At 59.6% G+C, this 24034-nt stretch carries 19 protein-coding genes; 8 read left to right on the top strand and 11 right to left on the bottom strand.

The features are described 5' to 3' along the window. Nucleotides 1-39 precede the first annotated feature (39 nt). Entirely contained in the window at nt 40-945 is a 906-nt protein-coding gene (locus KUV52_RS10850; RefSeq protein ID WP_222525957.1) for a LysR substrate-binding domain-containing protein, read from the top strand. 31 nt (nt 946-976) lie between these two features. Here the strand turns inward: KUV52_RS10850 and KUV52_RS10845 are convergent, their stop codons facing one another. The 3 genes from KUV52_RS10845 to KUV52_RS10835 all read right to left on the bottom strand — a co-directional run bounded on the left by KUV52_RS10845 (nt 977) and on the right by KUV52_RS10835 (nt 2856). Continuing rightward, a complete protein-coding gene (locus KUV52_RS10845) occupies nt 977-1762 on the bottom strand; it encodes a formate/nitrite transporter family protein (protein ID WP_222525956.1) in 786 nt (261 codons plus the stop codon). An 89-nt stretch (nt 1763-1851) separates the two neighbouring features. After that, nucleotides 1852-2358 carry a DUF6942 family protein gene (locus KUV52_RS10840; RefSeq protein WP_409996484.1) on the bottom strand — a complete coding sequence of 169 codons (507 nt, stop codon included), beginning with the start codon at nt 2356-2358 and terminating at the stop codon, nt 1852-1854. Between the two features lie 6 nt (nt 2359-2364). Beyond that, nucleotides 2365-2856, bottom strand: a complete 492-nt coding sequence (locus KUV52_RS10835) for a hotdog fold domain-containing protein (RefSeq protein WP_222525954.1) — start codon at nt 2854-2856, stop codon at nt 2365-2367. A 173-nt stretch (nt 2857-3029) separates the two neighbouring features. Between KUV52_RS10835 and KUV52_RS10830 the strand changes: the two genes are divergently transcribed. Next, a complete protein-coding gene (locus KUV52_RS10830; protein WP_222525953.1) occupies nt 3030-4136 on the top strand; it encodes a succinylglutamate desuccinylase/aspartoacylase family protein in 1107 nt (368 codons plus the stop codon). 62 nt (nt 4137-4198) lie between these two features. Here KUV52_RS10830 and KUV52_RS10825 read toward each other — a convergent pair whose 3' ends face one another. The 6 genes from KUV52_RS10825 to KUV52_RS10800 all read right to left on the bottom strand — a co-directional run bounded on the left by KUV52_RS10825 (nt 4199) and on the right by KUV52_RS10800 (nt 10268). Continuing rightward, nucleotides 4199-5050 (bottom strand): virulence protein, encoded by an 852-nt coding sequence (locus KUV52_RS10825; RefSeq protein ID WP_222525952.1) that lies wholly within the window; start codon nt 5048-5050, stop codon nt 4199-4201. A 44-nt stretch (nt 5051-5094) separates the two neighbouring features. Beyond that, entirely contained in the window at nt 5095-6138 is a 1044-nt protein-coding gene (locus KUV52_RS10820) for a succinylglutamate desuccinylase/aspartoacylase family protein (protein ID WP_222525951.1), read from the bottom strand. Then, on the bottom strand, nt 6135-7607 hold the full coding sequence (locus tag KUV52_RS10815; protein WP_222525950.1) for a glutamate--cysteine ligase: 1473 nt from the start codon (nt 7605-7607) through the stop codon (nt 6135-6137). The genes KUV52_RS10820 and KUV52_RS10815 overlap by 4 nt, the downstream gene beginning before the upstream one ends. 148 nt (nt 7608-7755) lie before the next feature. Beyond that, entirely contained in the window at nt 7756-8559 is an 804-nt protein-coding gene (cysE, locus tag KUV52_RS10810; protein ID WP_222525949.1) for a serine O-acetyltransferase, read from the bottom strand. 177 nt (nt 8560-8736) lie between these two features. Continuing rightward, the gene (locus tag KUV52_RS10805; RefSeq protein WP_222525948.1) at nt 8737-9153 is read right to left on the bottom strand and encodes a CBS domain-containing protein; all 417 of its coding nucleotides are present in this window, start codon (nt 9151-9153) and stop codon (nt 8737-8739) included. 107 nt (nt 9154-9260) lie between these two features. After that, nucleotides 9261-10268, bottom strand: a complete 1008-nt coding sequence (locus KUV52_RS10800; protein WP_222526831.1) for an isoaspartyl peptidase/L-asparaginase family protein — start codon at nt 10266-10268, stop codon at nt 9261-9263. Between the two features lie 256 nt (nt 10269-10524). Between KUV52_RS10800 and KUV52_RS10795 the strand changes: the two genes are divergently transcribed. The 6 genes from KUV52_RS10795 (at nt 10525) to KUV52_RS10770 (ending at nt 23096) form a co-directional block, all read left to right on the top strand. Further along, the gene (locus tag KUV52_RS10795; protein WP_222525947.1) at nt 10525-12606 is read left to right on the top strand and encodes an autotransporter assembly complex protein TamA; all 2082 of its coding nucleotides are present in this window, start codon (nt 10525-10527) and stop codon (nt 12604-12606) included. Continuing rightward, complete coding sequence (locus tag KUV52_RS10790) at nt 12603-16391, top strand: translocation/assembly module TamB domain-containing protein (RefSeq protein WP_222525946.1); 3789 nt, start codon at nt 12603-12605, stop codon at nt 16389-16391. The genes KUV52_RS10795 and KUV52_RS10790 overlap by 4 nt, the downstream gene beginning before the upstream one ends. Before the next feature lie 443 nt (nt 16392-16834). Then, a complete protein-coding gene (locus KUV52_RS10785; protein WP_222525945.1) occupies nt 16835-17860 on the top strand; it encodes an HD-GYP domain-containing protein in 1026 nt (341 codons plus the stop codon). A gap of 4 nt (nt 17861-17864) precedes the next feature. After that, nucleotides 17865-20879 carry an ATP-binding protein gene (locus tag KUV52_RS10780; protein WP_222525944.1) on the top strand — a complete coding sequence of 1005 codons (3015 nt, stop codon included), beginning with the start codon at nt 17865-17867 and terminating at the stop codon, nt 20877-20879. Next, complete coding sequence (locus KUV52_RS10775) at nt 20872-21528, top strand: response regulator (RefSeq protein ID WP_222525943.1); 657 nt, start codon at nt 20872-20874, stop codon at nt 21526-21528. The genes KUV52_RS10780 and KUV52_RS10775 overlap by 8 nt, the downstream gene beginning before the upstream one ends. After that, nucleotides 21528-23096, top strand: coding sequence for a response regulator (locus tag KUV52_RS10770; RefSeq protein ID WP_222525942.1), 1569 nt, complete (start codon nt 21528-21530; stop codon nt 23094-23096). The genes KUV52_RS10775 and KUV52_RS10770 overlap by 1 nt, the downstream gene beginning before the upstream one ends. A 3-nt stretch (nt 23097-23099) precedes the next feature. Here KUV52_RS10770 and KUV52_RS10765 read toward each other — a convergent pair whose 3' ends face one another. Both KUV52_RS10765 and KUV52_RS10760 read right to left on the bottom strand, forming a co-directional pair. Next, nucleotides 23100-23492, bottom strand: a complete 393-nt coding sequence (locus KUV52_RS10765; protein WP_222525941.1) for an MAPEG family protein — start codon at nt 23490-23492, stop codon at nt 23100-23102. Between the two features lie 139 nt (nt 23493-23631). Beyond that, a complete protein-coding gene (locus KUV52_RS10760) occupies nt 23632-23994 on the bottom strand; it encodes a hypothetical protein (protein WP_222525940.1) in 363 nt (120 codons plus the stop codon). Nucleotides 23995-24034 lie beyond the last annotated feature (40 nt).

Genomic DNA, 24034 nt, shown 5'->3' with positions numbered 1-24034 from the left:
AACCCGCCTTAAACCAATAAAAGTCTTCGACTGCCCTTTATGAAGTACACCCTGAAGCAACTGATGGTATTTGATGCCATCGCCACCTTAGGCAGCGTCAGCCAGGCGGCGGATAAGCTGGCACTGACCCAGTCCGCCACCAGCATGTCGCTCTCTCAGCTCGAGAAAATGCTGGGGCACCCGCTGTTTGAACGGGTGGGTAAACGCATGATTCTTACCCACTGGGGCCAGTGGTTGCGGCCAAAAGCGCGGGCGCTGATCAGCGACGCGCGTCAGATTGAACTGGGGTTTTCCGGTCAGCATTTGCTCAGCGGTGAGATCCGTCTGGGGGCCAGTCAGACCGGCGCGGAACACCTGGTACCGGAACTCATCAGCAGAATTGATAGTGATTTTCCGGAAATACAGGTGCGGGTGGATGTGGCCAACACCGAGGCGGTGATTGAGGGTGTATTGAAGCACCGCTTCCAACTGGGGGTGATTGAGGGACGTTGTGATGATGCCCGTATCGCCCAGCAGACCTGGTGTTACGACCATCTGGCCGTGGTCGCGGGTAAGCACCACCCCTACGCCAAGTTGGAGCGGATCAGCCTGACTCAGATGGAGCAGGCCAACTGGGTATTACGTGAGCGTGGCGCCGGCACCCGGGCCATCTTTGATTCCGCCCTGCATGGGCTTATCGATAATCTGAATGTTCGCCACGAGTATGAGCAGGTCAGCATTCTTCGTTCCCTGGTGGCCAAAGGAAACTACCTGAGTTGCCTGCCCTACCTGGAAGTGGAAGCGGCCGTAGCGCGGGGAGATCTGGTTTGTCTGAATGTGCCGGAGCTGAACATGGAGCGTCGTCTTTCCTTTATCTGGCGGGCGGACAGCGCTCTGCATCCGCTGCGGGACTGTCTGATGGCGGAAGCACGCCACATCCAGAAGCGCCGCTCACTGCGCGCCTGAGAGTCTGACCGGCCGGGCTGATTGAGCCCGGCTACTTCTCGCCATCCAGTTCGTCCAGCAAGAGGGGATCCTGTTCATCCCGATCCAGCCAGAGGTGAACCAATCCAATCATTCCCCAGCCTCCGACCAGGTTCCCCAGCAGCACAGGCAGCAAGTTATCGAAAACCAGGTTGGTGAGGGTCAGATCGGTATAGAGCCCGGGATCACTCTGGGTTACGGACCAGAATGCCTCCGGTGCAAAATGGAGCACGACGAAGCCCATGGGGATCAGGATCAGGTTGATCATCACATGCTCAATGCCGGTATTCAGGAACAGCCAGATCGGCGCAAACAGCGTCATCAACTTCAGCACCGTGCCCTCTGCAACCCGGCTGAGCCAGATCGCCAGGCAGAGGCCCATGTTGCTCAACACACCAAGCGCCACTAACTCCCAATAGCCGTAGTGAATCTTCACCAGCGCAATGTTCAGTGCGGACAGTCCCCACTGCCCCTGTTGCCACATCGCGGCACCCAACAAAGTGGCGACCAGCAGCACCAGAGCGATTCCGACCAGATTGCCAATCAGAACCCTTCCCAATGCTCGCCAATTCAGCGTCATGCCCGCGTGTACCGTGCTGGTGGTGATCTCTCCGCCCCGCATCAGAGCCACACACATCAGGCCAACACCCAGAATTCCCAGTCTCTGTAATGAGAAGGCCTGGTGCTCCATCTCACCATTACTGGCGATGTAGAGACATGCGCAGATCCCCACGGCCAGCATGGTAAGACAGGCTTTGCGGCAGAGACTGGCAGTGAAGCGTGATTGGCCCGACAACATAGGTTGGATGCGTGGTCGTTAAAAGGGTGTGGCTATTCTACCCTCGGCAGCCAACAGATAAACCCAATTACTGAAACGAGTTATCAAGTTCAATGATGTATCGGATTGAGCAAGCCGACCAGGCGCTCAATTCGCTCGTTGGTTAACTGGCGATAGTCGAAGTAGGGACAGAGGATAGTGCGGCCATCGGGGCTGACGGCAAAGTGGAGGTCCAGCCAGGTCAGGGGGATCCCCGCCCGTTCGGCGGCAGCCTCACCATAGCCCTTCCCCATCAGGATCTGTGTTCCGTCCGGCCGGGCAACGGGGTCGGAAAACAGCAACGCAGTGCCACTGCCGCTTTGCAGCAGTCGTCCATCGCGATACGCCTGCCAACACCGGTCCCTGGTTCGCTGTGGCCAATGAGGGGGGAGCGCCCACACCAGTTTGGCGTACACGCTGAACACCTTGCGCCAGCCGTTGCCCCCCGCCTGATTAATGGCGGCAATATCCCCGGTGATCAGGGGCATCACCCCCTGCGGCTGGTCAAACGGCATCAGCGGCGGCCGGTTGCCCATGTGCACCCGGAATCCCGCCGCTTCGCACCCCAGGCCCTCCATCAACACTCAGGCCGCCTTGGGTTTTGCGGGCTTTTCACTGATCCAGAGGCGGATGGTGCCACGCACCACCTCAATGTTCTGATCGTCATAGGCAATCACCTCCACATCGAGATCCCCCGGCTTCCAGTCTTCCGGGTTAACCCGGGCCACACAGCGGATATCGCTTCCCGCTTTGGCGGTGTAATCGAGGCTCATCCCTTTCGGGATCCAGCGCAGGTGTTTCGGGATTGAAGCTTCCGCCATGACCCCCATGGACAACTCCAGTCCGTTGCAGATGGCGATCACATGCACGGTGCCGATATGGTTCTCAACGGCGCGACGCTTGGGGATGACGCACTCGCAGCGATGCGGTTCCAGTTGGATAATATTGGCGCCAACCGTCTTGAAATAGGGGGCCTTGGCCGCCAACGCCCGGCTGAACAACCAGCCGCCAAAGGGCTTGTTCTTCAGCTTGTGGTAGAGGCGCAAAACGTAGTTGTCGTTGTGAGACTGGGACATAACGATCCTTGTGCTGTTACTGGTCTTACCTGTTGAAGCCAAGCTTACCCAAAGCCGTGATCAATGTCACAACCTTCCCGCGTGCCGATTGGATGAGACATCTGGACGTCCATATGAACCTGGCCGGTTCTGTGATACAACAGGCGGCACGCATTCAGTCACAGGATCACAGGATGATCAGCACCAGTCATCTGGAGGTCGGGCAGCAACCCAGCGGTGAACCGGCCCGCGTTCCCGTTATCACCGTTGAGGGCCAGCCCGGCGGCCCACGCGTCTACCTGCAGGCCAATGTTCATGGCGCAGAGATTCAGGGTAACGCCGTTCTAGAGCGCTTTCTGGCCTTATGCCGTGCGCGCCCTCCGAAGGGCCACATCACTCTGGTGCCTCTGGCCAACCCCATCGGCATCAATCAGAAGAGCGGCGAGTTTACCCTGGGGCGTTTCGACCCCATCAGCGGGGAGAACTGGAATCGCCAGTACCATTTCAACAACCGTGACATTGAGGCGTTTTGCCACACTCACCTCCACCTCAGCGATACCGAAGTCACCGACGCATTCCGTCAGCAGTTGACCGCCCAACTGGCGGCCCGACTGGATTCCCCCTGGGGCGTGAAAACCGGTCAGCACATGGCGTTGCGCCTGCAACAGATGGCGGTGGAGGCGGACATCGTGCTGGATCTCCACACCGGCCCCATCAGCGCACGACACCTCTATGTTCCTGAGTACGCCCGCGCCCGGGCGCACCGCTTCAATATCCCCCTCAACATTGTGATGCCCAGCGACTTTGGCGGCGCCATGGATGAGGCGGCATTCAGCCCCTGGTGGCAACTGTCACAGCAGTTTGCCGAGCTGGGCCGAACCTTCCCGGTACAGGTTGACGCCTTTACCCTGGAATTGGGCAGCCAGGAGAAGTTGGATATCGCCCAGGCCGAGCGGGATGCGGCGGGCATTGCCCGCTACCTGGAAGTGATGGGTTGCTGGCCTGAGGGTACCCATAACGTGGCGCCGGAAACCCAATATGCCTGTGCCCTGGAACACTACCGGGCGCTGTACAGCCCCTGCGCCGGGCAGATTGAATACCTGGCTCCCCTTGGGCAACCGGTGCCCGCCGGGGCGCCGGTGGTGAGGATTTGGCACTACGACCGGCTCGGTCAGGACACCCCGCTGTTTACGGAGGTCAGTTTGCCCTGCGATGCGGTGCCGGTATTGCACTTTGCCTCGGCCAATGCGCAGCAGGGCACTGAGCTGTACAAGTTTCTGACCCACACCGAAGCGCTGTAGTCGCCCCCAAACCAAGACACCCGGCTTATGCCGGGCGTCTTGGTTGTGACAACCTGTGAATATCAGAAACGATACCCGGTGGAGAAGAAGATGGAGTCACGGTCGCCAAAGCCCCCCTCCAGGATAAACTCCCAGTGCCGGTCATAGACATACATGGCACCCACCAGCGTATTCCAGGGCGACACCAGATGCTGCTGCACGATAAAGCGGCCATCCGGGGCGATGGTCTGCAGCAGTTCGCTCAAGCCTCCCCCCAGTCCCAGATTGGAGAGCTTCCCCTCAAAGGTTTGCTCCACATCCTGGTACATGGCGCCCACCCACAAGCGATACTCATGAACCCCCATTGGCCAGCGATAACCCAGCCGGGGAGATGAGGTAAAGGCTTCTATTTCACCGTCGATGATATTGAGGTCGGTAAAGGTGTAGTTGCTGTCCAACGCCGCCCACCAGTTGCCAATACCATAAGCCAGTGTCAGGCCCCCGCCATAGGTGGTGCCGTTAAAATCCAGGGGAAACAGTACTGATTCTTCGGTTACCGGTTGGCCCCCCACAAAAGGGTCCACCATCGCTTCACTGGTGCCCTCGGTGTAACCGACCAGCGCGTACAGGTTCAGAAACGGAAACAGCCACATGTCACCGCGCAGGGTGTAGGTCTGAGATTCCTGGTCGGCCCGATCCCCCTCAACCGCCACCAGTTGCTCCAGAATGCCATTGGGGTCAGTCAGTCGGATCTCATCAATGACCAGTGGCTGGTCGATGTCCATGGCGCTGAGGGTCAATCCGTAGGTTCGCGGTAACTCATATCCTCTGGCCGCCGCCTCCTCGCCCCAAATAGGAAAGGTCCCCGCATTGGCGGCAGTGGTGACGAGTGACAATGCCAGCGTGACAGATGGCAGGGTTAGCAGGCGGTTCATGATTCTCTCCCGATACACGTATCGCCCTAACCTTAGACAGTAAATCAGTCACTTGCGTAATTTTTTACGCTGGGTTCCGCCGCCACCATATAGAAGAGACAATCCGACAGCGCGATGCCAGGATCCGTCGTGATCATAAACAGCTTGCTGGGACGGCGCAGGCGCAACTCATTGCCCTCCTGATAAAACAGGGCGTCCACCTCTGGCCGCCCGATTCCATCGGACAGTCGTAGCGCCTCGAGACCTCGCTCGCCGAGCCAGCCCAGGGTAGTGTCCGCCTCCAGCCAGCCAAAGTTCAGACGCTCGATGTCCGGCGGCAGTACCAGATCCCGCTCTGCCAAGGGGGTATAGGCATAGCCGATCTGCCCGCCCGGCACTAACTGGACCCGAACCGGATCAAACAACAGGTCCAGGGGCCAATCGCCCTGCTCCTCATCCAGCAACGGAGCTTCGCTCAAAAAGCGCTGTAATCCTGCCCGTGCCACTTCGTCGGAAGCGGGATCCATCGCTCCGCCGCACTCGATGGTGATGATGGGGCACTGTGGTGTGGTCAGTTCCATCAGGGCGCCCAGTCGAACCCGGGTACGCAATAGGCGCTCAGTAAACCGTTCGGCCAGGGCGCGATGGGCTGGCGTATCCGCGATGGTGACCGCAAAGCTGGGCCCGCTGCCCGAGGTGTTGTGGAGATCCACCACCGCTTCCGGCTGCAGCGCCTGGATTCGGGCCTCAATGGCCGCCGCCAGTTCGTACTCCTCCCCCTGTCCGGCGCGACCAAAACAGCGGTTCAGATCCGGATGGCCGGGGCGATAGCGATGAACAAAACCGCCTTCCAACTGCGCGGACTTGAGGTTGGCGATGCAAAAGTGGCTGGTCACCGCGCAGGAAGGTGGATCTGCCATCAGCTGCCACAGCGCTTTCAGACCAGAGGGTTCATTGCCATGCAGCAGCGTCACCACCACACGATGACGGGAGGGATCCCGGCCGGGCCAGGTCAGCCAGCTCGGTCCCGCTTGCTGATGAAGCCACTCCATCAGTCCTCGCTCCCACTCCTCCGCTGTGGGCCAATCGGTATTGAACTGCAGGCTCATGGGCAACTCCATCGCGCCACCGGCTCACCGGTATCACTGTGACGCCGATAGTGCGCAAACATTCTGGACAGGGCCTCTTGCCGATTGCTGTTGGCTTCCAGCCGCTCCAGGCAGCTCAACTGCCAGGTGGCACCGGTCTGTTTTCTCTCTACCCGTTCACGTTGTACCGCCATCAGTGTGGCGGCCTCCGGGACGTCGATGCCCATCTCAAACAGCCCCTGTTCTGCCTTGTCCACCAATTCTGGTAACAGGCGTAACACGGGGATCTCATCCAGGTTGCCCTGACCATTGGGCCAGAGCAGTTGGGTATGGATCCCCCTTTGTGCCGCGCGATAGAAGTTGTACTCGGCAAACTCGAAAGGCAGGGTGTCCATCAGCCGGTCCAGTTCCGGCATCAGCGCCTGGGCAAGCCCCAGAGTCAGAGCGCCATTGGCCAGCATGTCGAGTGAGGTTGGCCCGGCGGGCAGACTGCGAAGTTCGATTCTCAGATGGCCACCACCGGCATCATCATAAACCGCACGGTTCCAGCTCCACACCGTACCGTGGTGCAGCCGCAATGCGCTCAGCGCCGGGCCACAACCCGGCTTTACGGTCTCGGTTTCATCACACTCCGGCAGCAGCACAGGCTGAAGGCTGACGCCCTGACGGAACAGTTCAAGCGCACTGCTCCGCACATAGCCTTTGCCAAACGACACCCGGGCCGGGGGTTGCCAGTTCATTTGGCACAGGTTGCGGCAATCGATGGACTGCTTAAACAGTGGCACCCGGGTTTCATGCCAGAGTCTGCGGCCCAGAAACACCGGGGAGTTGGCCCCCAGCGCCAGGGCAAAGGCGGAAGCGATCTGGATGGCGTTGTACCAGGCGGCAAACTCGGCAGGGGCCACCTTCAGATGCATCTGGAACGAGGTGTTGGCTCCCTCCAGAGTCATGTCATCGGCGCTCATCACCAGGCGCTCGGTGCCGCTGATGCAGATCTGAAACGGACCACCCCGTGCGCGGGTCAGGATCTGAGTCAAGGCATGATAGCGAGGAGTATCGGTCATGGAGTGAAGGCCGAAGTCGTCTTCGGTCAGGGTGGGCAGAATGCCGATGGGCGTTACCAGAATCTGTTTGGGGGCCACCAGATCGCGCAACGTGCTCAGACGGTGGTCGATCTTCTCCCTGAGCCAGGAAAAGGGCGCCCCCTGACATTCGGTGTAGGGGCAGTTGTACTCCAGATTGAATCGGTTGAGTTCCTCGGTCAGCAGGGGATCCCCTGCCAGCGCCAACACCTCCTGATTGCGCGGCACCGGTCGCCCCTTCGGGTCCGTCAGATAAAGCTCCAGCTCGGCCCCCAGAGTGCGAGGGCCCACGCCCCACCCTGGGGTGGCCAGTAGCGCTTCCAGAGTTTCCAGATCTCGATGAAGCTGCCGGGCAAAACGCTGGTGGTCTTCCCGGCTGAATGCCGTCCGGTGGATCGATTGCCCCATGCTTCTCCCCCCTGTCCCTGACGTCAAAGCGCACAAAACGGTTTGGGATCTGATTGTTAGTCTAGATTCCTACGTCTCCCTCACGTTGTCACAGATCATAAAAAAAGAACAGGCGGCCATTTGGCCGCCTTACTCAGAACTTACCGACTCAGATCCCGGCGCCGATGTCCGGGCCGCCTCCGAGCAGGCTTTGATCCATGGTGTCGCAGGGGTGCTCGCAATTGGGACGTCCGACAATCTTGGCGGGAACGCCCACCACGGTCACATGAGGCGGCACCGGGTTAACCACCACGGAGCCCGCACCAATCTTGGCGCCCTCGCCCACTTCGATATTGCCCAGCACCTTGGCACCGGCGCCAATCATCACACCACTGCGCACTTTCGGATGACGGTCGCCGGATTCATTACCGGTACCACCCAGGGTAACGGACTGCAGAATGGAGACGTTGTCCTCAATCACGGCGGTTTCCCCCACCACGATGCCGGTGGCGTGATCGAACATCACCCCTTTGCCGATCTGGGCCGCCGGGTGGATGTCCACGCCATACACCTGGGAGTTACGGCTTTGCAGGAACAGCGCCAGCTCCTCACGACCACTGTGCCAGAGGTGATGGGCCAGACGATGCGTCTGAATCGACTGGAACCCCTTGAGGTTCAACAGCACGGTGAGAAAGGTTTTGACCGCAGGGTCACGGTTGAAGACGGCTTCAATATCATGGGCAGCGCAGGTGGTGATGCCGGGGTCGGCCTTATAGGCTTCCTCCAGCAACTCCCGGAGTACCATGGCGGACATCACTTCGTCCGCCATCTGGTTGGACAGGATAAAACTGAGCGCTCCACCCAGACTGCGGTGGCTCAGAATGCAGGTGTGAACATAGCTGGTCAGCAGGGGCTCACTGCGGGTAATCACTTCCGCTTCGCTGCGCAACTGTTCCCAAACCCGGTCTCTCATCTTCACTCTCCATGAACTTCGCTAACCCCTAATAGTACGGGAAAGCCGCATTTCAATTGCAGAATTTCTTAACAACAAATCCTTGGTGCTTATTCTTTTTTGTCAAAACGTGATCCCGTTGGGACAAAAAAGAAACGGCGCGGAAAACCGCGCCGTATTCCGGTGTGGCTGCGCCGCTCACACCGCGTGACGGAAACACACCTTCAGGTGGGTGCCGATCGCTTTCAGAACCCGACTGCGATCAATAATGCCGATCACCCTGGCCTCTTCGAGCACCGGGTAGATCTTGGGTTTCTGCCCCAGCATCATCTCCGCCAGAGAGAGTACTGAATCCTCGGGTCTGGCGGTGAGTACCTCGGTTTTCATCACATCTGCCACTTTGGCCGTCAGGTCGCAGTGGTAGGAGCTTTCCAGCATTTTGGCCAGACAATCCTGCTCCGAGATAAATCCCAGCAAGTGGTTTTCAGCGTCCACCACCGGCGCACCAAGCTGACCTTTCTCAAGCAGCATCTCAACCGCCGTTGACAGCGGCGTGTCGGGCGTCAACTTCACAGGATGACGCTCCATGTAATCAATGACTTTGACCGATTCCATCCTTCCCCCTAATAGGCCGATAGATTCCTTTTAAAGGTAGCCCCACCATCCCACTCTGTCTTTGTAGGAAAAACGATTGATGTGTTCGCCATCCTCGTCAGGCGAGTTCAGGGCTCGATGACACTCTGCCAGATGGCGATCTGCTTGTTGCCCTGTGCGTCAATACTGGCCCGGTACATCCCCTCGGTATTGAAGGGCATTGCCACTCGTCCTTCGGGGTCCAGCGTGATCACACCACCGGTGCCCCCCGCCTGCTTGAGTCGCTTCAGGATCACCTCATCCGCTGCCTCCGCCAGCAAGATGCCCTGATATTTAGCCCGGGCACAGATGTCCGCCGCCACGTTGTAACGGATAAAGTACTCACCGTGTCCGGTAGCGGAGATGGCGCAAACGGCATCGTCAGCGTAGGTGCCGGCGCCAATTACCGGACTGTCGCCAACCCGGCCCCAGCGCTTTGCGGTCATCCCTCCGGTGCTGGTTGCCGCGGCGAGTGTGCCGGTGCTGTCCAGTGCAACGGCTCCGACAGTGCCCATCTTAAATTCGCTCTCCAGCGACTCGACGGCGGCCTGGTGACTGACCCCCTCACGGGCGAGGATCTTCTCTTTCGCTTCTTTCAGACTTTTCAGGCGGGACTCCGTATCGAAGTGGCTGTTGGGCACCATCTCAACCCCCTGTGACCGGGCAAAGGCCTCGGCCCCCTCCCCTGCCAACATTACATGAGGGGAATCTGTCATCACTTTGCGCGCCAGTGAGATGGGATTGCGTACGGTTCGAACCCCCGCCACCGCGCCAGCCTCCAGGGTGGCCCCATCCATAATGGAGGCATCCAATTCGTGGCCCTCCTCCCAGGTGTAGACCGCCCCCACTCCGGCATTAAACAGCGGAGAGTCTTCCAGCACCCGCACCGCCGCCTCGACCGCATCCAGCGCGGACCCGCCGTTTTGCAGCAGCCGATAGCCAGAGGTGAGTGCCTCATCCAGTTTCGCGGCGATCGCCTGCCGCTTTTCGTCACTCATTTTTTCCGGGTCGATGGTGCCTGCGCCACCATGGATAGCCAGTGCCACCGGCGGTGTCGTTTCGGCCAGGGCTGGCAGAGAGAAAGTGAATGCCGTCATCGCGGCCAGAACGCCAAATAATCTCACGAGTCGCTTCCTTGTGAAGAAAAGGGAAAGGATGAGCCAGTGTGGCACAGCGGAAACTGTCCAAACTACGAACAAACTGATAGTAAATAATACAGATACAAAAAAACCCTCTGGTCGGCTCTCCCCGCTGGGGTACTTTCGAATTATCATTGTCTTATCATTGCCCCCGCCCCTTATTGACAGGAGATCCTCATTGTTCCGAGCCCTGCCTCTCCTGTTAGCTGTGCTGATGCTTGCTGTTTTAGCACCGGCCCGGGCAGAGGATCCCGAATCCCCACCAGAGCCGATTACCGAGTTGCCACACCCGGTTGCCGATCTCACCGTTAAGGTGGTGGGACTGGGCGAAGAGGTGGGTAAGCGTCTGGTGGATCTGCTCCCTGAGTGGGATGGCAAGGCCCCGGATGAGCCTGGATTTGCGGAGGAGGCGGCGCGGCAGGCAGAACAACGCTTGAAGGATCTGGGTGAAGACGCCCGTCCCATCACTGCACGACTGGAGGAGATCGGCAGTCGCTGGGTGCTGATCCTCGCCGCAGGCGAACCGGAAGCCGGCAGTGGCACGGCTCAGAAATCCCGTTCCCGCCCCATCAGGGATGCGTTGGAGCAGCCGGTTGTCGAGGGCGGCCTGGAGCTTGAGATCGAAGGCGTAAAGGGCGCATTGGCTCGCAACCTTCGGGCCCACCTGTCGCCATTACCCACCAGCGCCGCCGAGCGAGCCAGCTTCCTGTTCACCCTGGAGGATAAAGCGCAGGAAGCGATGCAGGCCCTGGGGTATTACCAGGCGGTGTTCTCCACCCAGATACAGCGCACCGATCCCAACTGGACGCTCACCCTGACGGTCGATCGTGGTGAGCCGATGCGCTACGACGAGGTGATCGTCCTGATTGACGGCGAAGCCCGGGATGACCCGGCCTTTGTGGCCCGGCTGGACCGTATCACCATCAAGCCTGGCGACATCGTTAACCACGGCCAATATGAGTCACTGAAAAATGATCTGCTCACCCTGGGTCTGGTTCGGGGCTATTTCGACGGCAAGATGGGGCAGCATCGGCTTGAGATTGATCGGGACAACAACCTGGCCAATCTGGTGCTGCTTTACGACAGCGGTCGGCGTTATCGCCTCGGAGAAGTCAACTTCTGGGCTTCCGAACTGACCCCCGAGTTGCTGCAGGAGATGGTGCCGTTTAAACCGGGCGCGCCCTACCATGCCGACGAAGTGGCCAAGTTCACCAGCACGCTGCTGGGCTCCGGCTATTTCCAGGACGTCAAAGTATTGCCTCACCCGGAACAGGCTGAAGACGGGATGGTGCCGATTGAAGCGGGCTTATCACCGCCGCCCCGCCACTCCATCGATCTGGGTGTCGGTTACGCGACCGATACCGAATTCCGCGTCTCTACCACCTGGCGTACTCCGGTGGTCAATCGCTATGGTCACAGTCAGGAAACCAAGGCGGAGTTCTCCAAGGTCAACCCCAAGCTGAGTTTCGATTACCGGATACCCTTTGATCACCCCATTAACGACAAACTGGTGTTTAACGCCAGCGTTGGCAGAGAGGAGTTCGGTGACATTGAGTCCAGCCAGTACCAGGGCAGCTTTGGTCGCCGTACGGTGATGGGCAACCGTTGGATCCGCACGGTCTCAGCGCGGCTTCTCTACGAAGACTGGACCCAGGGGCCCCAGGACCACAGCGCCAAGTATCTGATGCCCGGCCTGAGCTTCAGCCGGACGCAACGCCGTGGCCCACCACTCGACCCCACCGACGGCCTGCGCCAGTTCTATCTGCTGGAGCACGCAGATACCGTCTGGGGTTCCGATCAGCGCATAACCCGCTTCCGCAGCCAGCTGCGCGCCGTCTACACCCCGATAGAGCGGCACCGTCTGACCGGCCGTGTTGATGTAGGTATCAACGTGATCAACGACGAAGACCTGCTGGGGCTCGCTCCCTCCCTGCGTTTCTTTGCCGGTGGCGACCAATCCATCCGGGGTTTCAGCTATCAATCTCTCGGGCCAAAGATGACGGTGGACGACGGGGAAGGCGGCACCACGGAGCTGCTGGTGGGGGGCCGCTACCTGCTGGTGGGCTCGATGGAATATCAGTACTACCTGACTCCAAGCTGGCGACTGGCGGCCTTTGTGGATGGCGGCAGCGCGTTTGATACCAATGAATCCGAAGCGATCGACTTCGACGCCTCGTTTGGTGGCGGCGTTCACTGGATCTCTCCGGTGGGCCCCATCAAGATTGAAGTGGGTTATGGCTTTACCGATCCGGACGCCAGCCCCATGCTGCACATCAGTATTGGAGCCGAGCTATGATTCGGCGCCTGCTCTATATCCTGACCTTCTCGCCGCTTATCCTGCTGATCCTGGTGGCCCTGCTGCTGGGGACGCCGGTGGGCTCCCATATGGTGCTGGCGCTGGTTGACGCCGCAGTACCGGGTCTGTCGCTCAAGTACCAAGGCGGTAAGATCAACCGGGGTCTGCAGTTGAGCGATGTGCGTTTCTCCATGGATGGCATTCTGGTGGAGGTGGACCACATCGACGCGAGTTGGCGTTTACGCTGCCTGGTGAACAAAACCCTTTGTGTTGATGGCGTGGATGCCGAGGGTGTTCGGGTGGCGATCGACATCGATCAGATCGGTGGCGACAGCCCCGACGTTGAAGAGCCCGAACCGGAAATCCCCAGCCAGCCAGGCCCGGATGGCTACACCGGCATGGGTCTGCCACTGACCATTTTGGGGCAGAACCTGGACCTGAGAAATATTGATGTCCGGGTTGATGATATGACCTACAAGGCCAAGCGACTCAGAGCCGCTGCGCAGGTGGGCGACACCCTGATTGGCGTTGAGCGACTGCAGCTGGATGGCGCCGAAATCAACATCCCGCTGGGTGATGAGGAGAGTGAGACCAGCACCACCCTGGCAGAGCCGGACAATGAGCCAGACAACAGCTGGGCCATGGCTCACCTGCCCAAAGTGGATCTGCCCTTCGCCATTGATGTTCAGCAAGCGCTGGCTCAGGACGCGCACGTTCAGATCGGCTGGATGGATCACCGGGTCGAACACCTCAGTTTCCTTGGCACCTGGCAACACACCTCACTAAGCGTTCCCCATATCGAGGTGCGCCACAACTGGGCCAATCTCACCGGCCGGGTCTGGATGGATTTCGATAACGGTTATGGCATCGATGCCGAGGTCGAAGGTGAGATGGGCGCCCTACCCTGGCTACCGGAACTGGCGGGTCACGAGGTGCATGCCACAGCGGAGGGGCGGCTTACCGATCTCCATACCACCCTGAGCACCAAGGGCGCACTGACCGCTGACCTTAAGGGGCAGATTGAACTGGGGCTGCCGACCATGCCGTTTAATCTGCAACTGGATGGCAAGCACCTGCAGTGGCCTCTTCAGGGACCGGCGCAATTTCAGGCGGATAACCTGACCCTCTCAGCAAAGGGCGACTGGGACCGGCAGGAAGCTCAGATGAGCGGACTGCTCACTGCCGAGGGGTACAGCTCCGGCCAGGTCGAACTGTCGGTTGAGCACCAGTGGGGCGAACTGACGGTACAGCAGGCAAAGATGGATGGGGAGATGGGCAAAGCGGCGATCCAGGGCTCCCTTGAGTATGGCGATCGACTGATCTGGGACGCCAGCGTGAGCGCCGATGGCCTGGACCTGTCCCGCCTTAGCCCGGACCTGACATTGACGCTGAACGGCCAGGCCAGCAGCAAAGGTTACTTCGCCAGCCCTGAAGGCCAGAGCGCCCAATGGGCCATTGAAGTGGATGACGCCGATCTGACTGGTACCCTGTTTGATTACCCGCTGCAACTGCAGGGCGGCATTGCACTGAACAGCGACTGGCAAGGGGACGCGGAGCAACTGCGGGTGGCCATCAACCAAACAACACTGGAGATGGACGGTGCCATCGTCGATGGCGAGTGGCAGTTGAACGGACAACTGAAGGCGGATGCATTGGTGCGTTGGCTGCCCGAGTTGACCGGCAGCGCCAACGCCACACTGCAACTCACCGGCCCGGTGGCTGACCCCAAGCTGGACCTGACCCTGACCGCACGCCGCCCCGGCTATGACGAGTACCTGACCGATAAACTAGAGATGGTGCTGGCCTACTGGCCCCGCCGGGATCACCAGGCAGTGCTGAATCTGACCACCGGCAACCTGGACCTGGCTGGTACTGAACTGGGCCCCATTCGCGCCCAGGGTCGAGGCAACCGCTTGCGTCAGGATCTGGATATTTCACTGTTTGGCGACATCAGTGCCGGTCTGGCCATGGGCGGGAACTACTACGCCGAAGAGGGATACTGGCGGGGCGCCGTTCTCAATGGCACCATCAGCACCCCCTACGGCGAGTGGCAAACCAATCTGCCCGCCATGCTCAACTACGATGAGAAACGCCAGGCGTTGGTATTGGGGGAGCACTGCTGGCAAGGCAGCGGTGTGGATCTCTGCTTGAAGGGACCCGCCCTGCTGGGGCCCAAAGGCGCAGCGGCACTGACACTGGATGCACAGGTCCGAAAAGCCCTTAAATCGGTTCTGCCCAAGCGACTGCGGCCCAAGAGCCGGATCCAGGGCGAAGCCTACGTCAGTTGGCAGCCAGGACAACTGCCCTACCTCAAAGCGGAACTGCATGATCGTGATGGCAGCCTGGTGCTGCGTCGCGGCGGCGGGCTGCCGCCAAGCCAGATCAAATGGCAGGCGGTGGATCTGCTGGCCACCCTCAACCAGGAGGGGCTGGCCCTGAGGGTCAATACCCAAATTGAAGACAGCCGTCAGGTGGAGTTGGCGATCAACCTCGGCCCGGAAGCGCCCTATGACCTGTCGGGATATTTCCGCTCCGATGCGCTGCAACTCTCCCCCTACCTAGCCTGGATCCCCTCTCTGTCTGATGCCCAGGCGGTTCTCAGTGGCGACATTACCTTCGGCGGTACCCTGAAAGCGCCTGAGTTAAACGGCCAATTTGCGCTGACGGACGGCCACCTGAAAATGGTGGTCAACCCGACCGAGCTGGAGGATATGGATCTGCGCCTGAATTTCAGCGGCCAGACGGTGAATGTGGACGGCGAACTGCAGATGGGACAGGGCCGCGCCGATCTGACTGGCGATCTGAACTGGGCCAATGGCCTCAGCGGCGCGCTGAATCTGAAGGGGGACCGGCTCTCTATCCTCTATCCGCCCATGGTGGTGCTGGAGGCCTCACCGGATATGCGTTTTGTGCTGGATCCGGAGCGATTGCAGATCCGGGGCTCCGTCAAGGTGCCAGAGGGCAGCTTTACCCTCTCCGCCCTGCCGGAGGGTGCCGTCGCGGTCTCCGACGACGTAGTCTATATCGACCGCCAACAAGAGAGTGAGTCACCGTTGAGCACCCACCTGGATCTCGACATGGACATTCAGATCGAAGATCGGCTGAAAGTGAAAGCCCTCGGTCTGACCGGTAATGTCGGGGGTAAGCTGACGCTGCGCCAGATGCCCGCCCAACCGCTTCAGGCCTATGGCGATCTCTACCTAAAAGATGGCGTATTCCGGGCCTTTGGTCAGCGACTCACCATCCGACGCGGCATGGCCACCTTTAACGGGCCCCCTGCCCTGCCCAACCTGGATGTGGAGGCGGTTCGAGTTATCGAATCCGAGGATGTGACCGCCGGCCTTCGTCTGACCGGCACCCCCGCGTCGCCGCAGATGACCCTGTTCTCCAACCCGGCGATGGAACAGCAGGAGATCCTCTCCTACATCACTCGTGGCCGTGGCCTGAGCAGTTCCGATGGGGGCAGTGCCCTGTTTGCTTCTGCGGCCCTGGGTCTGGGCGTCAACACCACTCAGGGGGTATTCACCACCATTGGTGAGGGGCTAGGATTCCAGAATGTCGTGCTCGACACCGAGAGCGAAGGGGAAGACACCCAGGTCACCATCAGTGGCTATCTCGGAAAACGCCTCTTCCTCAAATATGGGGTTGGCGTGTTTGGCGAAAGCATCAACGAACTGACGGTACGCTACTACCTGCTGCAACGGCTTTGGCTTGAGGCAGTTTCCGCAGTATCAGAAACCACAGAGCAATCGCTGGACCTCTACTACTCCTTCGATATTGACTGAGTCAGGCCCGCTTATCTGGAGGGTAGACAGGCCGCTTTCGGTCCGGAAGGCGTGAGCGCCAATCCATTTTGAGACAGCAGTCATGAATGCCGTATCCACCAGGCCGCTTTGCGATAAATTCGATTGACCGCTGCCCTGACCCTGCGTAAATTTCACGCCCCCAAATCGGCATCACACCCCTTGGGGAGCATCAAGGTTCGTCCCGACTCCGAAGCCCAAACCGGACCGACGATGCCCGGTCATACCACCCTCTGGTATGACGCACTGGTTCCGCCTCAAACGACACGCAGGAAGCTGTCCGGAATCCTTGCCGGCCGTCCAATTGCCGACATCAACACGCTGTTTACCGTACTGTTCCGTGTCTTCGCTTCGGCCTGGTCCCTCGCGATCCTGCGGAACCATTGCCATCGCCGCGCTCAGCCACGTGCGATGCGGAATAGTTTATGAATTTGATGGTTCAAGAGCAGGCCACCGTGCTGATCGTCGATGACAGCCCGGAGAACCTGCAACTGCTCGCGGGCATCCTGAGTCCCCACTTCCGTGTCCTAATCGCCAGAAATGGCCGGGAGGCGTTGTCACGCCTGCCACACCGCCCCGACCTGATCCTGATGGACATCGTTATGCCGGACCTGGATGGCTACGCCCTGTGCCAGCAGATCAAAGCGGACGCTGACTACTGCGATATCCCGGTGATTTTCATCTCCGTCAATGGCCGCCCCGAAGATGAGGTTCGTGGGTTTGAGTGCGGGGCCATCGATTACATCCGCAAGCCCTTCTACGGGCCTGCGGTGATGCACCGTGTCCGCGCCCAACTGGCGGCTCAACACCGAAAGCTGGGCTTGTTGCAGGCCCTTAAACACGAAGCCAGCCAACTGCAGCGTTCGCGCCTGGTGATGATCGAGAAACTGGCCAAGGCCACCGCCTTTAAAGATGAGGAGACCGGTCTTCACGTGCTGCGTGTGGCGCACTACGCCCAGTTGATCGCCGAGTCCTATGGTTGCTCTGCACAGTGGAGCAAAGACCTTTTCCATGCGGCACCACTGCACGACATCGGAAAAATTGGCATTCCCGATGCCATCCTGAGCAAGCCCGGAAAACTCGATGCCGCAGAGTGGGAAGTGATGAAAACCCACACCGAGCTGGGCGCCCAGTTATTGGAGGGTGACGACTCCGACGTGATGACCCTGGCACGGGCCATCGCACGCCACCACCACGAGCGTTTCGATGGCGCAGGCTACCCAAGTGGCCTGGAGGGACAAGCGATTCCACTGGAAGCCCGCATTGTGGCCATTGCCGACGTCTTTGACGCACTGATCAGCACCCGGCCCTACAAGCCGTCGATGCCCTATGACCAGGCTTTCGGCATTATCGGAGACTCTGCGGGTACCCATCTGGACCCGGAGCTGGTCGGACACTTTCTGCGCCAGCGGGCGGCGATGATCGCCATCAGTCAGAACTATCGGGACTGAATTGATGAGTGAATTGAATGAGATTCTGGAGCGCGGAAAGCAGGAGCGTCGCTCCCTCTCCCGCCTGTTTCTGGCGTTTTCCCTGATCATTCTGGTGCTGATGCTGACCGCCATCGGCAGCGTCAGCATCATCAAACAATTGGTCGCCGAATACCGAAACTTCCGCGATATTTCCCAGATTGAGATGGCGATGGATCAGATGCTTATCGCCGAAACCATGCTGAATCAGGATCAGAGTGTCTCTGGCTTAAGGAGTGCAAGAAGCAGCCTGGAGAGTTTTATGGGTCAGGTTGAGGAAGTGACCGCCCGCAACCCGGCTCTTGCGGAGCTGCTGCCCCAGTACCGCACTTACTACCAGAGCGTCGATACCCTGCTTGTTCTTATCCCGGACTATGTCAATAAGCTCACCCTTGTCCGGGAGGCATTTTTTGCCATTCGCCACCTGCTGATGGCGGTTCCGATGGATACAGACAGTGAGGGGCTCCCCTCGTCACAAGCGTTAGAAGCGTTTCAGGTCCATCAACAGTTGTCGAACGAACTGCTCAATGCACTAGCGAACACGGAGAGTTATCGAGCAAATCCGAGAAAGGCGGCCGAGCCCACTGCAACCAGTCTGCAGCAACATCAGAACTACATAGACAGCATTGAGCTGGCCATCAATAGGCTGGAACACTCGCCGCTGTCGAGCCATTCGCCGCAATGGGCCGCCCTTCAAGCCTCATTGAGGCAATATCAGGCATTGGTTCACGATGTTATTCAGGCCGGAATGGCGTTTGAACTTCAGCATCAATGCGTTGACTCCCATGCCATGGCCCTGACCAACACCCTGTACCGAAGCCAGGTGCTTCGGGAGCAGACATTGGCGTCCTCCTTCAACCTGGTGGATCTGCTGATGGTGTTGACGCTGCTGTTTACCCTGGCCACCGGTTTCCTGGTGCTGACGCTGGCGCGCTCCCGGCGGGCATCGTTGCGGGTACTGAACGACCTGACCTTCGCCGTGTGCGAAGCCCAGGCAGCCGCTGAAGCCAAGTCCCGCTTCCTGGCCACCATGAGTCATGAGATCCGCACCCCGATGAACGCCATCATCGGCCTGACCCAACTGGCACTGAAGGAGCCGGTTTCCGACAAATTGGGGGGGTGGCTTCAGAAGGTGCATCAGTCCGCTCAGGGCTTGCTTCATATCCTTAATGACATCCTGGATGTCAGTAAAGTGGAGGCCGGCAAGATGGTGCTGGAACAGACCCCGTTTGACCTGCATCAGGTGCTGAAACCCCTGGACGCCATCGCAGCGTTTTCCGCCCAGGAAAAAGGCCTGAGCTGGCAGGTGAAGGTCGACCCGAGTGTGCCCGCCATGTTGGTGGGCGACCCTTTGCGTCTGGGTCAGGTGCTGCAGAACCTGGCACAAAATGCGGTGAAATTTACCCACCGGGGGGACATTACGCTCTCTGTCACCGTGGTGATGCGGGACAGCAATACGGTGGAGCTGGAGTTCGCGGTGACGGATACCGGGATCGGTATTGCTCAAGAGCGCCTCAATACTCTGTTCCAGCCTTTTGATCAGGGTGATCCAGCAACCGCACGCAACTTTGGCGGTACCGGCCTGGGGCTGTCCATCTGCCATGGTATCGCGGGTGCCATGGGCGGCCTGCTCTCCGCCACCAGTCAGCTTGGCCGGGGCAGCCGATTCGCCTTAGTCGCTCCCTTTTTACTGCCTAAGCCCCATGAGCCCAATCGAACTCAACGCTGTCAGAATCTCTCTGGCAAGCGATTGGCCTGGCTGGCCGAACCGGTGAACTGCCCCGCAGACTGGTCCCATTGGCTGGACCATCAAGGCATCGAACTGAGCTTTACCGACAACCCGGAGCAGGCCGATATCGTGGTGTACAACGACAGTCAGACCGTTCCCGCCGGCGTCCACCACGCCCTGATGGTGTGTCAACACTGGTCCGCCAGAGACAAGCAGAAGGGAACGGCGACCATCGCCCTGCCCCTGAGCAGTGCCCGACTGGCCGATGCCTTAAGTGCCGTGCTGGATTCCAGCGGCCCGAGTAAGAGCCGTGACAGCGCATTTAGGCTCAATCTGCCTGCGGGTAAGCGGGTACTTCTGGTGGAAGACAACGCCATCAATCAGGAACTGATGCAGGGACTGCTGGCGCCGCTGCAGTGGGAGATCGATCTGTGCGAGAACGGCATTGAAGCGCTGTCACTGGTAAAACGCCATCACTACGACCTGATCCTGATGGACTGCCATATGCCGGTGATGGATGGTTTTGAGGCCACCAGTCTGATAAAGGCAGAGGGGCTCTGTACCGCCCCGATCATCGCGCTCAGCGCCTACGTGATGCCGGAAGACAAAGCGCGGATGTGGAAAAGCGGATTTGACGACGCCATCGGCAAACCGATACGGATGAAACAGTTGCAAAGCACCTTGAGTCGCTGGCTGGAGACCGACACTTCAGTGGCCGTCCCCACTGAGCCCAAGCCTGCCGCCACGCTGAAAATTCAGGGAATCGATCTGGATATCGCGCTGAAAAATGGCGGCGGACAGATGGAAGTCGTGCTGCGCGCACTCGACCTGTTTGCCAAACAACTGGCGCAATTTGGCCGCCAGGAGTGGCCCGATAGCGCCAGTCGACAGCGGGCGATTCACACCCTGAAAGGGGTTGCCGGAAATCTCGGTGCCAACGCACTGTACTGGCTCTGCCACCAGGCGGAGCAGTGCATGACCGACGCCTTGCTTTCCAGTCTGCAGCAACAGGCGCTGGGATTGGCCAATCGGATCCAGCGTGCGATTCCTGACGGCAGTTGTGCTTCGGCGCAAACCGCTCGCGCCGTATCCAAAGCTCAATTGCTGTCCGCACTTCGCAGCGGAGACACCAAGGCACTCACCTGGATAGGCCAGTTCGATGCCGCGAATTTGGGGGTGACGCCAAAGCGCTACCAGGACGTGATGGCAGCCCTGAACCTGTTTGATTTTGATTTGGCCCTTGCCCTGATTGAGACTCCGGAAAATGACTGAGCCACTTTGCATTGTCGTCGACGACAACCCCATCAACGCCATGTTGCTTGAGCAGGCGTTGGTCAGCCGCGGTTGCCGCACCTTTGCCATCACCGAACCTCTGGATGCGGCGCGGGTCATCGAGGACGCTGGCGTCATGCCGGCGATGATCATCATCGACCAGGTGATGCCGGAGCTGCTGGGCCACCAGTTGGCCATCAACCTGCGCTCCCGGTTGGGCGACCAATGCACTTTCGTGGCCTGGAGTGCGGCAACTTTGGCGCCGGAGGAGCGGATGGTGTTTGACGAAGTGCTGGCCAAGCCGCTGAAACCGGAGCAACTGGATAACCTGGTGGCACTGCTGGGCCTGGGCCACCAGGCCCCGCCTCTGGACTGTCTGAGCGACACTGAGCGTACCGAGTTGATGGCCATTTTTGCGGAGGCCACCGCCGCCGACATTGTGGCCCTGACCGATGCCCTGGCTCAGCAAGACCTCACTCATGCCTGGCAACTGCACCATAAGCTGGAGGGCAGTCGCGCCATGCTGGACCTGCCACTGACCGCTCTGGATACCCTGAAATGCGCGCTGGACCATTCCGACTGCATGGCGGCGCAGGCGGCGCTTGAGCCCCTGCACCACGAACTTCGGGCTGTGGTGGAGTCACACTGATGCCCAGTCTCGACCTTAGCCAGCTCCGGGTTCTGGTGGCCGATGATGCGCCCCCAGTGCAGTCCTTTCTGAAACTGATGCTCAGGCGCCAGGGCTTCCGCGATGAGCACATTCTTCAGGCCAAAACCGGCAAGGAGTGTCTGCGCCTGGCTCAGGAACAACCGGTGGATCTGGTCCTGTGTGACTTCAACTTCGGAGAGGGCCTGAATGGCCGCCAGATCCTGGAGGAGTTACGTCACTATGGCTGGATCAGCGAATCAACGGTCTTTATCGTCATCACCGGCGAAGCCCAGGGCCACGTGGTCCACGCCATGCTGGACCTGAAACCGGACGAATACCTGCTTAAGCCCCTGAATCCGGAGGTGCTGAAGCAGCGTATCGACCGCGCCCTGCGGCGACGTCATCACCTGCTTCCCCTGCATCAGGCGATCGCCAGAGGCGACCATGAGAAAGCGTTGGCGCTGTGTGACGAGCTGGCCGTATGGCACCCCCAATACCTGCCCCTGCTTCGGGAAACTCAGGGCAAACTGCTGCGCAAGGCCCGCTTCTTTGAAGAGGCTAAAGTGCTCTACCAGAGTGCGCTGGAGCAGAGTGGTGCCGACTGGGCACGGCTTGGCCTCGCCAACACCTGCCTGGACCTGGGCGAGCCGGAGGAGGCACAAGCGCTGCTTCAACCACTGCTTGAAGGGCGCCGCATCACCATTGATGCCCTGGATTGCCTGAGCCGTTACAGCCTCTCTTCAGTACGCATTCCGGAATCGATCGCCCACTTGCAGGCGGCTCACCGTCTGGCCATGGACACGTCCCATCGAGAGGGATTGATCTCCGATCTCTGCTACTGCGTGGATGACGCCATGGGGATGATCAAAGCCTATGACGCGTTTGCGCTGAAGAGCAAAGGCACCTTCCGTGACACCGGGTACACCCGACTCAACCGGGTGCGGCGTCTGCTGATGGGTCATCACCTGCTGCCGGAAACGGAGCGTCCTCAATGTCTCCAACTGGTCACCAAACTGCTGGCCCAGGTGGACCCCAGTGACGCGAAGGGACCGGTTCAGCTGGCCAAAGCCCACCTGCTGTTGCTGACCGGGCGCGTACGTGAAGCGATTGCGTTGATACTGGCCCTGAGTCGAAACGGGCTGCTCAGCCATTTTTACGACTGGCACCATCTGGCTCACCTGCTTTCAGCGCTCTCCTTTGATGAGGCGTTCCGAACCGCCATGACCCAGGCCCGAGAGCGCCTCAAGGTCAACAGTGAAGAGATGGTGGTCGAGGTTCGGGCGGCGATGCTGGCCCATCTGGAAGCGTGCCATCTGGGCCAGATGCAGATGTTGGAGCAGCTCAATGCCCAGTGGCAAAAGCTGCATTACAGCCGCGACCATCAGGCCCGGCTCCAGCTTCTACTGGCCATGCACCAGATGGCACCCTACCTCAGCCCGGTGTGCGAAAAACTGTTGAGTGAGCTGAATCTCGCCTGGCCCCAGTCGATGCCCAAACATGAGGTAAACCAGATCGTGCAGCGCTGCCAGCAGGTGGTGAATGCGCTGAAGCCAGCGCGGGCGGCTTAATCGCTAGCTAAAAGCGACCATCAACAGGTAGAGCGAGCCGGCCAGAATGGCCAGCCAGGTGAGCAGCGTGCCGACCAGACGACCAATGTGGTACCCCCCACGACCGCCGCTCAGCCCCCAGGGATGCAATATCCGCCCAATCACCAGCGCAGCGCCACAGCCATGCAACAGTGGCAGTGGCGCGCCGCTGGCTTCGGCACACCCCAGCAGAATCAAGGCGATTGGGGCGTATTCCGTAAGATTGGCATGAGCACGGATGCGGAGGGTCAGATCCCGATTGTCCGCATCCCCCACACCAATCTTCAGCAGGCGCCTTTGCCGAACCACCCGCCAGGCCAGAGCCAGGGTAATCAAACCTATCCAGGCCGCGTAAAAGCCGGTCCACTGCAGTGTCATCTTCAACTCCATTTCGACAAATCGCCATCCATTGTTGGCGTTAACCTATTGGAATCCTGCTGAAAAAGCGAGAAAACTGAGGGGCCAGAAATGCAAAAACGGAGCGCGGAGGCTCCGTTTTCAACGGGTGGCGGCCCGCTTACCCGTCCTGCCGCTCTGCCGTCAACGTCAGGGGCGGGAAATGGATTTTCCGGACCCAGATAAGCCCCACAAAGCTCAGGGCAAAGCCCAGCGCCAGCAGCGCATTGCCGATAAAGCCGTTCAGGTGCAACACGATGGTGCTGAGCAGCAGGCCCACCGGCAGCAGGTGTTTGGTCGCTTGCTGCCGATACTGGCCAACACGCTCAGCCATGGCGGCATGGTCCGCCTCACTGACCTGAAGCGGCGCTTCACACTGCTCACAGGCCCACGTCTGATGCTTCATCAGGTCTGCAAAGCGCTGGGCACTCATCTCCAGATCGCGGTCACAGGCGGGGCAATGATAATGAATTCCAGGTTTCATGATGGTCGCTAAATATTCGGTGAGTCCTTGAAGCCATTAC

The sequence above is a fragment of the Ferrimonas balearica genome (assembly GCF_019802055.1).
GTDB lineage: Bacteria > Pseudomonadota > Gammaproteobacteria > Enterobacterales > Shewanellaceae > Ferrimonas > Ferrimonas balearica_A.
This window is presented reverse-complemented; position numbering and strand designations above follow the sequence as displayed.

What these genes read in the sequence shown, in the direction of transcription:
- KUV52_RS10850 (WP_222525957.1), top strand. Translation starts at nt 40, where the DNA reads ATGAAGTACACCCTGAAGCAACTGATGGTATTTGATGCCATCGCCACC.
- KUV52_RS10845 (WP_222525956.1), bottom strand. Translation starts at nt 1,762, where the DNA reads ATGTTGTCGGGCCAATCACGCTTCACTGCCAGTCTCTGCCGCAAAGCC.
- KUV52_RS10840 (WP_409996484.1), bottom strand. Translation starts at nt 2,358, where the DNA reads ATGGAGGGCCTGGGGTGCGAAGCGGCGGGATTCCGGGTGCACATGGGC.
- KUV52_RS10835 (WP_222525954.1), bottom strand. Translation starts at nt 2,856, where the DNA reads ATGTCCCAGTCTCACAACGACAACTACGTTTTGCGCCTCTACCACAAG.
- KUV52_RS10830 (WP_222525953.1), top strand. Translation starts at nt 3,030, where the DNA reads ATGATCAGCACCAGTCATCTGGAGGTCGGGCAGCAACCCAGCGGTGAA.
- KUV52_RS10825 (WP_222525952.1), bottom strand. Translation starts at nt 5,050, where the DNA reads ATGAACCGCCTGCTAACCCTGCCATCTGTCACGCTGGCATTGTCACTC.
- KUV52_RS10820 (WP_222525951.1), bottom strand. Translation starts at nt 6,138, where the DNA reads ATGAGCCTGCAGTTCAATACCGATTGGCCCACAGCGGAGGAGTGGGAG.
- KUV52_RS10815 (WP_222525950.1), bottom strand. Translation starts at nt 7,607, where the DNA reads ATGGGGCAATCGATCCACCGGACGGCATTCAGCCGGGAAGACCACCAG.
- cysE (WP_222525949.1), bottom strand. Translation starts at nt 8,559, where the DNA reads ATGAGAGACCGGGTTTGGGAACAGTTGCGCAGCGAAGCGGAAGTGATT.
- KUV52_RS10805 (WP_222525948.1), bottom strand. Translation starts at nt 9,153, where the DNA reads ATGGAATCGGTCAAAGTCATTGATTACATGGAGCGTCATCCTGTGAAG.
- KUV52_RS10800 (WP_222526831.1), bottom strand. Translation starts at nt 10,268, where the DNA reads ATGACGGCATTCACTTTCTCTCTGCCAGCCCTGGCCGAAACGACACCG.
- KUV52_RS10795 (WP_222525947.1), top strand. Translation starts at nt 10,525, where the DNA reads ATGCTTGCTGTTTTAGCACCGGCCCGGGCAGAGGATCCCGAATCCCCA.
- KUV52_RS10790 (WP_222525946.1), top strand. Translation starts at nt 12,603, where the DNA reads ATGATTCGGCGCCTGCTCTATATCCTGACCTTCTCGCCGCTTATCCTG.
- KUV52_RS10785 (WP_222525945.1), top strand. Translation starts at nt 16,835, where the DNA reads ATGAATTTGATGGTTCAAGAGCAGGCCACCGTGCTGATCGTCGATGAC.
- KUV52_RS10780 (WP_222525944.1), top strand. Translation starts at nt 17,865, where the DNA reads ATGAGTGAATTGAATGAGATTCTGGAGCGCGGAAAGCAGGAGCGTCGC.
- KUV52_RS10775 (WP_222525943.1), top strand. Translation starts at nt 20,872, where the DNA reads ATGACTGAGCCACTTTGCATTGTCGTCGACGACAACCCCATCAACGCC.
- KUV52_RS10770 (WP_222525942.1), top strand. Translation starts at nt 21,528, where the DNA reads ATGCCCAGTCTCGACCTTAGCCAGCTCCGGGTTCTGGTGGCCGATGAT.
- KUV52_RS10765 (WP_222525941.1), bottom strand. Translation starts at nt 23,492, where the DNA reads ATGACACTGCAGTGGACCGGCTTTTACGCGGCCTGGATAGGTTTGATT.
- KUV52_RS10760 (WP_222525940.1), bottom strand. Translation starts at nt 23,994, where the DNA reads ATGAAACCTGGAATTCATTATCATTGCCCCGCCTGTGACCGCGATCTG.